Here is a 9,812-nt window from a genome sequence, read left to right as displayed (position 1 = left end):
CCCTCACAGCCGAGGTGATCCCGTGAGCATGGACATCAGCGATTTTTACCAGACGTTTTTCGATGAAGCCGATGAGCTGTTAGCGGATATGGAGCAACACCTGTTGGGATTGGATCCCCAGGAGCCCGATTCCGAGCAGTTGAATGCCATCTTCCGCGCCGCCCACTCCATTAAGGGCGGAGCCGGTACGTTTGGCTTTACGGTTTTACAGGAAACCACCCACATCCTGGAAAACATTCTGGATGGTGCGCGCCGCGGCGAAATGCAGCTTAGCACCGACATCATCAACCTGTTTTTGGAAACCAAAGATATTATGCAAGAACAGCTCGATGCCTATAAAACGGCGCAGGAACCCAACGCAGAAAACTTCAAATATATCTGCGAAGCACTGCGTCAGCTGGCGCTGGAAGCCAAAGGAATCGCACCCGAGCCGGCAAAAGTGGCCGACGTGGTGGAGATCGCCGCCGCCCCGGCAGCGGCCGCGGGTTTACGCCTGCAACTGATCGATTTGAAAGAGAAAGAGCCGGAACTGATGCTGGAGGAGCTGGGTAATCTCGGCACTGTCTCCAACGTGGTGAAAGGCACCAACTCGCTGGAAGTGACCATTGATGGCGTCGGTAAAGACGACATCGTTGCGGTGCTCTGTTTTGTGATTGATGAAGCGCAGATTCACTTCCCGGAAGGCGCGGCCGCCGTCGCAGCAGCACCTGCCGAAGCCGTTGCGGTGGAAGCCCCTGCACCGGTGCAAACCGCCACCGTAACCGACATCACCCCGCCAGCCAAACGTGAAGCGAAACGTGCGGCAGCGCCGGCCAAAACCAGCGAATCCAGCAGTATTCGTGTTGCGGTTGAGAAGGTGGATCAGCTGATCAACCTGGTCGGCGAATTGGTGATTACCCAATCAATGCTGGCACAACGTTCTGGCGAACTGGATCCTGTGGCTCACGGCGACCTGCTGAACAGCATGGGCCAGCTGGAGCGTAACGCGCGTGACCTGCAAGAGTCGGTGATGTCGATTCGTATGATGCCGATGGAGTATGTGTTTAGCCGCTTCCCGCGTCTGGTGCGCGATCTGGCCAGCAAGCTGGGCAAAGAAGTGGAGCTGACGCTGCTGGGTAGCTCTACTGAACTGGATAAGAGCCTGATCGAGCGCATTATCGATCCGTTAACGCATCTGGTGCGTAACAGCCTTGACCACGGTATCGAAACGCCAGAGAAGCGTCTGGCATCGAGCAAAACAGCGGTGGGCAATCTGACGCTGTCAGCGGAACATCAGGGCGGCAATATCTGCATCGAAGTGATCGATGACGGTGCCGGTCTGAACCGTGAACGTATTCTGGCGAAAGCCCTGTCCTCTGGCCTGCCGGTCAGCGACAGCATGAGCGATGAAGAAGTCGGCATGCTGATCTTCGCACCGGGCTTCTCAACGGCGGAGCAGGTCACTGACGTGTCCGGCCGTGGTGTGGGCATGGACGTGGTAAAACGAAACATTCAGGAGATGGGCGGTCACGTCGAAATCTCTTCGAAGCAGGGCAAAGGCACCACTATTCGCATCCTGCTGCCACTGACGCTGGCCATTCTTGATGGCATGTCAGTGCGCGTGGCGGATGAAGTGTTCATTCTGCCGCTGAACGCGGTGATGGAATCCCTGCAGCCAACGGCTGAAGAGCTGAAACCGCTGGCCGGTGGCGAGCGCGTGCTGGAAGTGCGTGGCGAATACCTGCCGCTGGTTGAGCTGTGGAATGTGTTTGATGTGCAGAATGCCAAAACCGACGCGACCCAGGGCATCGTGGTGATTCTGCAGAGCGCAGGCCGCCGTTATGCACTGCTGGTGGATCAGCTGATTGGCCAGCATCAGGTGGTGGTGAAGAACCTGGAAAGCAACTACCGCAAAGTGCCGGGCATTTCAGCCGCCACCATCCTCGGCGATGGTAGTGTGGCGCTGATTGTGGATGTCTCTGCACTGCAATCGTTGAACCGTGAAAAGCGTGTGGCCGGTGCCGCAGCGTAATAGATAAATAAAGGGCAAAAAAATGACTGACATGGCAACCGTGACCAAAATCGCTGGCGAAACCGTGGGCCAGGAATTCTTAGTTTTCACCCTGGGTGACGAAGAGTACGGCATCGACATTCTTAAAGTGCAGGAGATTCGGGGTTACGATCAGGTAACGCGTATCGCCAACACCCCAGAATTCATCAAGGGTGTGACGAACCTGCGTGGCGTGATCGTGCCAATCATCGACCTGCGTGTGAAGTTCGCGCAGCAGGATGTGGAATACAACGAAAACACCGTGGTGATCGTGCTGAATCTTGAGCACCGCGTCGTGGGTATCGTGGTGGATGGCGTGTCTGACGTGCTGTCTCTGATGCAGGAACAGATTCGTCCGGCACCGGAATTCGCGGTCACCATGTCCACCGAGTACCTGACCGGCCTCGGCGCACTGGGCGAACGTATGCTGATTCTGGTCGACATCGAGAAGCTGCTGAGCAGCGAAGAGATGGCGCTGGTGGATACGCTGCGTAGCGCGTAATCATCGACAATCACGGGCTGGCAGCATCGGCCCGTGATAATTCCGCTCTGAAATAATCCCTATAAAAATCAGATAATAACAATATTTATTCACACAACTTTCATTAAACTCCCTGCCTCGCCCGCCGATAAATATTGCGTTCCATTTACTTACTTTTCCCAGGGCTATCTATGTTAAAAAAAATTCGCGTCGTCACCAGTCTGCTGGTGGTGCTACTGATGTTTGGCCTGCTGCAGGTCATATCCGGTTCAATATTCCTCAAAGCCTTAAACGACGACAAATCCAGCTTCAATGTGTCGCAGTTAGCGAGCCAAAACCTTTCGGCGCTGAATGATGCTTACATGAGCCTCAACCAAAGCCGTGTTGTGTTGACGCGCATCCAGTTGCGTATCGCCACCAGTAAACTGGCCAACAAAGAGCCGGATATTGAGGGGCTGTTCAACGACAGCAAACAGTTCCAGCAAAAAGCAGCGGATAATTTCAAACTCTATAAAGCGATTCCGGATACACCGGGACAAAATAAGGAACTCACAGGTCAACTGGATGAGGGCTATACCGCTTACGCCACGGCATTGAGCCAGATGCAGGATGCGCTTCTCGCCAACGATTTATCGAAAGCGGGCAGCGTGCCGGTGGCACCGAGCCAAAGTAAGTTCCTGAAAACTTACACCGACTGGCGTGCGGATGTGGCGAAACTGGCAGCACAAGGCCAGGAAAAAAATGCCGATGCCTTCAGCCGCATGAGCTGGATTCTGGGCGCTATCATGGTGGTGGTATTAGTGGTGATTGGACTGTGCTGGGTGAACCTGCGTCGCATCCTGATTAATCCATTGAACACTAACATTGCCCACATTCAGTCGATCGCGCAGGGTGACCTGACCCAGAGTATTAGCGTTGAAGGCCGCAATGAGATGAGCCAACTGGCGAGCAGCCTGCATGACATGCAGCAGTCGCTGGTGCGTACTGTCAGTAACGTGCGTGACGGATCTGATGCCATCTTCACCGGTGCGAGTGAAATCTCGGCAGGTAACAACGATCTTTCTGCTCGTACGGAAGAGCAGGCTGCCTCGCTGGAACAGACCGCAGCCAGCATGGAACAGCTGACCGCGACAGTGAAACAGAACGCCGAAAATGCCCGCCAGGCGTCACAGCTGGCGTTGAGTGCCTCGGAAACCGCGCAAAAGGGCGGCAACGTGGTGGAAGGCGTCGTACGCACCATGAGCGATATCGCCGGGAGTTCAAAGAAGATCGCTGATATCACCAGCGTGATTGACGGTATCGCCTTCCAGACCAACATCCTTGCGCTGAATGCCGCGGTGGAAGCGGCGCGCGCTGGCGAGCAGGGGCGTGGCTTTGCGGTGGTGGCAGGTGAAGTTCGCAACCTGGCACAGCGCAGCGCCCAGGCGGCGAGAGAGATTAAGGGTCTGATTGAAGATTCTGTCAATCGCGTCAACAGCGGTTCGCAGCTGGTGGGTACCGCCGGTGAAACCATGAGTGAGATCGTCAATGCGGTCACCCGTGTGACCGATATTATGGGCGAAATCGCCTCAGCGTCTGATGAACAGAGTCGTGGTATCGATCAGGTCGGTCAGGCTGTGACGGAAATGGACCGCGTGACCCAACAGAACGCCTCGCTGGTAGAAGAGTCTGCTGCGGCAGCGGCTTCGCTGGAAGAGCAGGCCAGCCGTCTGAGCCAGTCTGTGGCGGTATTCCGTGTGCCGCGTGCCGAACAGCCTGGCATGGCCAGTGCCGTGGTGCGCCATCCGCAGATCGCGCCGCCGGTGTTGAGTGCACCACGTAAAGCTGTGACTGCACCAGTCAGCGACAGTAACTGGGAAACGTTTTAATCGTTTGCAGTGGTGTGCGCTGGCGCACCCACTGCCGCAATATCCTTTTATTCCAAAAGCATCAATGCGCTTTTATCGTTTGCCCGATAAAGGCGCATTTTTTTTAATGACAATTTCTTTAGTTATAAAACTCTGTAAAGAAAGTTATTGGCAGAATTATATTTCGTAAAATCCGTTAAAGCCCCTCAAAATTTAACAACTGCGGTCGATAACAGCGGGAGCCGAAATGCCTCACTCTTTGGAGAACCCATGTTAAAACGAATCAATGTTGTCACCAGCCTGATCGCAGTCTTGCTGGTCTTTGGTGCTTTGCAGTTACTGTCGGGCGGATTGTTCTGGTCTGCCTTACAAAAAGATAAAGAAGCTTTTGCCGTGGCACAGACGTCGACCAACAACGTCGGCGCGATGTCCGATGCCTGGATCGAACTCAACCAGACCCGTACCGTGTTAAACCGCGCGATGCTGCGCATGCAGGGCAGTATGGCGGCACAGTCCAACGGCGGCCAGCTTCAGGCGCTGATTGCACAGACTGAAAAGCAGCTGGATGTGGCTGCCGGGCACTACCAGCGTTACTACGATCTGCCGGGTACGCCAGGCTTGCCGGACGCACTGCGCGATCGCCTGGAAACGGACTACGCCGCCTTCAACGATGGCCTGAAAGCGATGCTGGAACGTTTAAAAGCCAACGATCTGCAAGGCATGTTTGCGCAGAACATTGAAGCCAAACAGGTGAAGATGAAGGCCACCTATGCTGAGTGGCGCACGGCGCAAAGCACACTGGCGGCGGAAGGCGTGGCGCAAAATCAGCAAGCGTTCCATATGATGATGTGGCTGCTGGCAGTGGTGGCGCTGGTGGTGGTGTTCGTAATTGTCGGCTGCTGGTTTGGCCTGCGTGCGGTACTGATCCAGCCATTGCATCAGCTGCTGGGCCATATCCGCCATATCGCTTCTGGCGATCTGACGCAGCATATTGCCGTGGAAGGACGCAACGAGATGAGCCAACTGGCGGCCAGCCTGCATGAGATGCAGCAGTCGCTGGTGCGTACCGTCAGCAACGTGCGTGACGGCTCTGATGCCATCTTTACCGGCGCGAGCGAAATCTCGGCGGGCAACAACGATCTCTCCGCGCGTACTGAAGAGCAGGCGGCTTCGCTGGAACAGACGGCGGCCAGCATGGAGCAACTGACGGCTACCGTGAAGCAGAATGCCGAGAACGCCCGTCAGGCATCTCAGCTGGCGCTCAGTGCTTCTGATACCGCGCGTAAAGGTGGCGAAGTGGTGGATGGTGTTGTGCGCACCATGCATGACATTGCTGGCAGTTCGAAGAAAATCGCCGATATCATCAGCGTGATCGATGGCATTGCTTTCCAGACCAATATTCTGGCACTGAACGCGGCGGTAGAAGCGGCGCGTGCCGGTGAGCAAGGGCGTGGCTTTGCGGTGGTGGCCGGTGAAGTGCGTAATCTGGCACAGCGCAGTGCGCAGGCAGCCAAAGAGATTAAAGGCCTGATTGAAGACTCGGTGAACAGGGTGAACAGCGGTTCACAGCTGGTGGGTACTGCCGGTGAAACCATGAATGATATCGTCGATGCGGTGACGCGCGTGACCGATATCATGGGCGAAATTGCTTCAGCATCTGATGAGCAGAGTCGCGGTATCGATCAGGTCGGCCAGGCCGTCACCGAGATGGATCGCGTGACCCAGCAGAATGCCTCGCTGGTGGAAGAATCCGCCGCTGCAGCGGCGTCACTGGAAGAGCAGGCCAGCCGTTTGAGCCAGTCAGTGGCGGTGTTCCGCGTGCCGCGTGCTTCACAGGCCACTGCCGCAGTGCGTCAGCCACAGAGCGCGCAGCCAATGCTGAGTGCACCACGCAAAGCCGTGACGGCGCCCGTCAGTGACAGCAACTGGGAGACATTTTAAACGTTTTTAACCGGGCGCACGCAGGTGCGCCCGCACACCTGTCGCCACACTTTAATTTATCCCTGATCCTCCCTAATTCCCGCTGGTCCAACCCGTTGCAGACAACTTAAAGATCCCCCTGCGAACGCCGATAACAGGAGCGATCCGCCAACCAATGAGGTGTTTATGTTTAGTCGTATTCGTGTCGTTTCCGGGCTGTTATGTGTGCTGGCACTGTTTGCCTTGCTGCAGCTGTTTTCCGGAGGGATGTTTTTTACCACGGTGAAAGCCGATAAAGAGAATTTTGCCTACAACCAGCGTCTCAGCACGCTGCAACGGGCGATGGGCACCTCTTGGGTATCGCTGGTTCAGGCGCGTAACACGCTGAACCGTGCAGGGATCCGCTATTTGCTGGATAGCCAGCAGGCTGGATCAGGTGCGACCGTGAAAGAACTGGTGGCGCTGGCAAGTGAGGAGTTGAAAAACGCTGACCAGGCTTTTGCCGAGTTCAACGCGAATTTGTCTGAGAAGGGCAAAAGCGCAGAGAACGTTAAGACGCTGCAGGCCAACTACAACGCCTTCCGTGGTGGACTGGCCGAGCTGATTGATTTCCTGGGTAACGGGAACTTTAAAGGCTTTGTCGATCAACCAACGCAGGGTATGCAGGATAAATTCGAGAAGGATTACACCGCATGGCTGAACTACAACATCGTGCTGGCAAAGCAGGGTATTGATGCCAACGAAAGCGCCTATCAGCACTCCATCATGCTGGTGATCGGTACTTTACTGGTGACCCTGCTGGTGATTGCACTGGTGTGGAGCGGCATGCGCAACGTGCTGATTCGTCCGTTGAAACAGAGCATCGACCATATCCGTCACATCGCACGTGGTGATTTGACGCAGCAGATTGATGTCAGTATGCGCAACGAGATGGGTGAATTGCTCAGCTCACTGCAGCACATGCAGCAGGAGCTGGCGAATACCGTGCGTACCGTGCGTGATGGTTCAGACGCTATCTACACCGGTGCCAGCGAAATCGCCATGGGTAACAACGATCTCTCTTCACGTACTGAACAGCAGGCCGCTTCTCTGGAAGAGACGGCTGCCAGCATGGAGCAGTTGACCGCGACCGTGAAGCAGAACGCCGAAAACGCCCGTCAGGCTTCACAACTGGCGTTGACTGCCTCTGAAACCGCGCAGCACGGCGGCAAAGTGGTGGATGGCGTGGTCACCACCATGAAAGAGATCACCGGCAGCTCGAAGAAAATCGCGGATATCATCAGTGTGATCGATGGCATCGCGTTCCAGACCAACATTCTGGCACTCAACGCGGCGGTTGAAGCGGCACGTGCGGGTGAACAGGGCCGTGGCTTTGCGGTGGTGGCGGGTGAGGTGCGCAGTCTGGCACAGCGCAGCGCCCAGGCAGCGAAAGAGATCAAAGGTCTGATCGAAGACTCGGTGAGTCGCGTCAACACCGGTTCGGTGCTGGTGGAGAGCGCGGGCGAAACCATGACCAACATCGTCAACGCCGTCACTCGCGTCACCGACATCATGGGCGAAATCGCCTCGGCGTCGGATGAGCAGAGTCGCGGAATCGACCAGGTGGGTCTGGCCGTGAACGAGATGGATCGCGTGACACAGCAGAACGCCGCGCTGGTAGAAGAGTCAGCCACGGCGGCTGCCGCACTGGAAGATCAGGCCAGTCGACTGAAACAGTCGGTTGCGGTGTTCAATATTGGTAAAGAATTTGTCGCTCAGGCCGTTAACCTATCTACAGCGCCAAAAATGTTGCGTCCAGCCGCAGTCAAAGCGCTGGCTCAACCCGCAGGTGCACGTAGCGCGGACGATAACTGGGAAACCTTTTAATCCGTATGGCCGCCGCAAGGCGGCCCAACTGGCAGCGCAGCAGTAATCGCAGTATCACAATTTAATCAGTTTGTTGCCGGGTGACCTGACATGAAGAAATCGACGTTATTGGATCAAAGTGAAGCAACAACGCTGCTCTCGCAAATGGTGCAGCGCCTGCCGCTTTCAGATACGCATTTTCGTCGTATCAGCCAGCTGATCTATCAACGCGCAGGCATCGTGCTGGCCGATCACAAGCGGGAGATGGTTTATAACCGCTTAGTGCGCCGTTTGCGCACGCTGAACATTGATGATTTTGGTCGTTATCTGGCGTTGCTGGAGCAAGACCAGAACAGTGCAGAATGGCAGGCGTTTATTAACGCACTGACCACCAATCTGACCTCATTTTTCCGCGAGGCGCACCATTTCCCGATCCTCGCGGATCATGCGCGTAAGCGCAGTGGCAGTTACAGCGTGTGGAGTACCGCCGCCTCAACCGGCGAAGAGCCGTACTCCATCGCCATGACGTTGGCCGAAACGCTGGGTACCGGACCAGGCAAATTCCAGGTCCACGCCAGCGACATTGATACACAAGTACTGGAAAAGGCCGTGGCGGGGGTGTATCGCCAGGAAGAGCTGCGCACCTTATCGCAATCGCAGCTGCAACGCTTTTTCCTGCGTGGCACCGGCCCGCATGAAGGTATGGTACGCGTTCGCTCCGATCTCGCCAGCATGGTGAACTATTCGCAGCTGAATTTACTGGCCAACGACTGGGCGTTGCCGGGTCCGTTCGACGCAATTTTCTGTCGCAACGTGATGATCTATTTCGATAAAGAGACGCAGGAAAAAATTCTGCGCCGTTTCGTTCCCCTGCTGAAGCCCGGCGGTGTGCTGTTCGCTGGACACTCAGAGAACTTCAGCCAGATCAGTAAAGAGTTCTGGCTGCGTGGACAGACAGTCTATGGATTGACCAAGGAAAGACGATGAGCAAAATCACCGTGATGTGCGTGGATGACTCCGCGCTAATGCGACAGTTGATGACGGAGATCATCAACAGCCACGCCGATATGGAGATGGTCGCCACCGCGCCCGATCCGTTGGTGGCGCGGGATTTAATCAAGCAGTACAACCCACAGGTGCTGACGCTGGACGTCGAAATGCCGCGTATGGATGGCCTCGACTTCCTTGAGAAGTTAATGCGCCTGCGTCCGATGCCAGTCGTGATGGTGTCATCGCTGACCGGTAAAGGATCGGAAGTGACATTACGCGCGCTGGAATTGGGCGCAGTGGATTTCGTCACTAAGCCGCAGTTGGGTATTCGCGAAGGCATGCTGGCGTACAGCCAGATGATCGCCGACAAAATTCGCGCAGCGGCGCGAGCCAAATTGCATGCGCGCCCGGCCACACCCGGCCCGGTGATGCTGAAAGCTGGCCCGCTGCTGAGTAGTGAGAAGCTGATTGCGATTGGCTCTTCCACCGGCGGCACCGAGGCGATTCGCCATGTACTGCAGCCGCTGCCCGCGACCAGTCCGGCGCTGCTGATCACGCAGCATATGCCGCCAGGTTTTACCCGCTCGTTTGCCGAGCGGCTGAACAAGCTCTGCCAGATCACCGTGAAAGAGGCGGAGGATGGCGAACGTATTCTGCCGGGTCACGCCTATATCGCGCCAGGCGCAATGCATATGGAGCT

At 56.0% G+C, this 9,812-nt stretch carries 7 protein-coding genes; all 7 read left to right on the top strand.

The window, feature by feature from the left end; translation table 11 throughout:
* Nucleotides 1-28 precede the first annotated feature (28 nt).
* Nucleotides 29-2,011 carry a chemotaxis protein CheA gene (cheA, locus tag RT340_RS19120; RefSeq protein WP_196250088.1) on the top strand — a complete coding sequence of 661 codons (1,983 nt, stop codon included), beginning with the start codon at nt 29-31 and terminating at the stop codon, nt 2,009-2,011.
* A gap of 22 nt (nt 2,012-2,033) precedes the next feature.
* Nucleotides 2,034-2,531 (top strand): chemotaxis protein CheW, encoded by a 498-nt coding sequence (gene cheW / locus RT340_RS19115; RefSeq protein WP_034821837.1) that lies wholly within the window; start codon nt 2,034-2,036, stop codon nt 2,529-2,531.
* Between the two features lie 170 nt (nt 2,532-2,701).
* A complete protein-coding gene (locus RT340_RS19110; RefSeq protein ID WP_211727821.1) occupies nt 2,702-4,378 on the top strand; it encodes a methyl-accepting chemotaxis protein in 1,677 nt (558 codons plus the stop codon).
* Between the two features lie 249 nt (nt 4,379-4,627).
* Nucleotides 4,628-6,298, top strand: a complete 1,671-nt coding sequence (locus tag RT340_RS19105) for a methyl-accepting chemotaxis protein (protein ID WP_313377503.1) — start codon at nt 4,628-4,630, stop codon at nt 6,296-6,298.
* A gap of 165 nt (nt 6,299-6,463) precedes the next feature.
* Nucleotides 6,464-8,143, top strand: a complete 1,680-nt coding sequence (locus tag RT340_RS19100) for a methyl-accepting chemotaxis protein (RefSeq protein ID WP_097119237.1) — start codon at nt 6,464-6,466, stop codon at nt 8,141-8,143.
* Nucleotides 8,144-8,233: 90 nt separating this feature from the next.
* Nucleotides 8,234-9,109, top strand: coding sequence for a protein-glutamate O-methyltransferase CheR (gene cheR / locus RT340_RS19095; RefSeq protein ID WP_034821825.1), 876 nt, complete (start codon nt 8,234-8,236; stop codon nt 9,107-9,109).
* Nucleotides 9,106-9,812, top strand: a 707-nt coding sequence (locus RT340_RS19090; protein WP_313377502.1) for a chemotaxis response regulator protein-glutamate methylesterase, incomplete at its 3' end; no start/stop codon positions are given. The genes cheR and RT340_RS19090, both read left to right, overlap by 4 nt.

The organism is Pantoea sp. CTOTU50773 (assembly GCF_032082325.1).
GTDB classification, from domain to species: domain Bacteria; phylum Pseudomonadota; class Gammaproteobacteria; order Enterobacterales; family Enterobacteriaceae; genus Pantoea; species Pantoea communis.
Note: the sequence above shows the minus strand (reverse complement) of the source record. Positions and strands in the feature narration are given on the sequence as shown.